The 738-nt window shown below is 36.9% G+C and carries 1 protein-coding gene; it reads left to right on the forward strand.

The features are described from left to right. Positions 1-738: transposase (locus tag E3U55_RS17050; RefSeq protein WP_134341676.1), on the forward strand; the 738-nt coding region annotated here is incomplete at both ends.

Here is a 738-nt window from a genome sequence, read left to right on the forward strand (position 1 = left end):
TAAAGATTATAACATGAATCAAGTGGTTTTGCCTTTAGATTTAGAAATAAAACTAGACAAAAATGATATCGCCTATACTGTAAATGATTTGGTTGAACAGATGCCTGAAGAAGCTTTTTCAAGCTTTTCGCGCAGTACAGGCTGCCCCGCTTATCACCCTAAGATGATGATGAAAATCATTCTATGTGCTTATACCCAATCTGTGTTTTCCGGAAGGAAGATTGAAGCGCTACTTAAAGATAGTGTTCGTATGATGTGGTTGGCACAAGGACATGAACCAAGTTATAGAACCATTAATCGTTTCCGTGTGCACCCACAGGTCAAAGATTTATTACGTGACTGCTTTGTTCAATTTCGCTGTCAACTTGTCGAAAACAACATGATTGAGGAAGAAGCCATTTTTATTGATGGAACTAAAATTGAAGCGAATGCCAATAAATTTACGTTTGTATGGCGTAAGTCTACTGAAAACTATAGTGCCCAATTAATCGAAAAGTCTAACCAAATGTATAACGAATTACTTGAACAAGAAATTATACCTGGGATTGAACGTGAAAGTTCGGATGAACTTTCCACTGAAGAACTCAACAATATCGTTAATCAGTTAGATGAAAAAGTAAACGAGTACGATCAACAAATCGAAGATAACGACAAGGGTAGTGAGCGTAAACAGCTACGTTCAGAGCGTAAGGTGCCGAAACATTACCTTAAACAATTCAAAGATTTTGTGAAACGCAA

Source organism: Filobacillus milosensis (genome assembly GCF_004402015.1).
Lineage (GTDB): Bacteria > Bacillota > Bacilli > Bacillales > Alkalibacillaceae > Filobacillus > Filobacillus milosensis.